The organism is Paenibacillus cisolokensis, from assembly GCF_050481165.1.
GTDB classification, from domain to species: Bacteria; Bacillota; Bacilli; order Paenibacillales; family Paenibacillaceae; genus Paenibacillus_AH; species Paenibacillus_AH cisolokensis.
Genome location: NZ_JBCNFP010000087.1, coordinates 1 through 1,507, shown reverse-complemented (window position 1 = coordinate 1,507; position 1,507 = coordinate 1). Strand labels below are relative to the sequence as shown.

Annotated in this window: 1 protein-coding gene; it reads right to left on the bottom strand. The window is 49.6% G+C overall.

Annotation, left to right across the window (positions count from 1 at the left end; genetic code table 11):
• The coding region (locus ABEV74_RS14725) for an IS1380 family transposase (protein WP_430146966.1) at positions 1–1,193 on the bottom strand (1,193 nt) is incomplete at its 3' end.
• Positions 1,194–1,507 lie beyond the last annotated feature (314 nt).

Genomic DNA, 1,507 nt, shown 5'->3' with positions numbered 1-1,507 from the left:
GCACAGTGGAAAAACTCTAGACGGAACCGGGCAATCGTATACCCTTGATGGACCGGTTCGCAACAGTCTCGCTTGAATCTCTCGTAGAGATTGTAGGCGAGCAGCTTGATGAGCAGGTCGATTTCATTAGCGGTAAAGTCACCGGTAGCGATTCGATCGATGGAAAAGCCGCGTTTGGCTTCTTTGATATAGTTCTCCATGCAGCAACGCTGGTTGTAAAAGCGCCAAAGGTCGATCGGCTCCCACTCGAGATTGGTGACGATCGCTTCGTAATGCCAGTCCGTATCGAGGAGAAGCCGAGCTTGATCGCCGTCAAACACCTGCGCTTTACGAATCACCACAACGCGGCGCGGTTTCTTCCATGAGGTGGCTTGGTAGATCAGGGTGATCCCCTCGATGACCCAATCCTCATCGACAAACCGCTTCCAGTAGCGGCATCGCCCTACTTCGGCCTGAAGTCGCTGCGTCCATTTCAATTTCCCGACATACCCGATTCGCTTGGCTTCCCATAGGCTGTAGAAGTCTTCGCCGCCAAATCCCTTGTCAAACCGGGCGTACTTTACCGGACGGTCACCAAGCAACTCAAAGATCTGACGGAGGAAGGCGGCTGCATCGGTGGAAGCGTGCGTATTCCCAGCACGCAGTACTGCATTCAGGCACAGGCGCGACTGGCCCTCAAACGCCATCAGCGGATGGTAACTTTTACGTCCGGGTTTGTGGGGATTCGTGCCGACTGCCGCCCCCTCTTGGTGACCGTATACCGTTTCTACCGTGGAGTCTAGGTCCACGATGAGTTCAGAAGGCAGACAGGGTGCAATAATCTGCTGATTCAGCTTTCGCAAATCCAGCGTTAAGGTTGGGCGGGTCTTGCTGAGTCGATCCAGTTCCTTATATAGCAGGGTGTGATGCGGACAGCGCCCGCCGAGAAACCGCCGGATGAGCGCGTCATGTTGCAGCCTGCGGAAATGAAAGAGGCGTTCGCATCCGAGTATCCAGCCGACAATGAGATAGAGCAGGATGCGGAAAACAGGGAACAGGGAATTGCCTTGCTTGGTACAATTTAAATTCTGCAAAGCCTTACCGAGCTTGATTTTTTCGAGATATTCCAGAAAGATTTTGCTTCCTCCAACATTTGAGGCGTTTTGCAAGGTAAATTCGGTCTTGATTTTGCTGACGGGTGTGGTAGACTTCATCTAAAAGGTGCTCCTTTCTTTGTAGGTGATGTTCTGGACAAACACCATTCTACCAAAGAATTGGAGCCCTTTTCTTGTTTTTCAGACGATGTTACTTTCGAAATTCAGGCTAAGTTAAATTCTATTCGAGATGATTTGCTTAAACAGTGATCTTTGTATTGCTGGGGATTAGGAAGAGTAGAGAATAAGGGAGCTAAATTTAATGGTTCCCTTATTTATTATTTTGACGGAGTATCAAATATGCAATGCAAAAGCATATGCGGGAGGAATTCGGACGCTTGAGTGATCCGGGGTGTATTCGCTAATATAAAAAT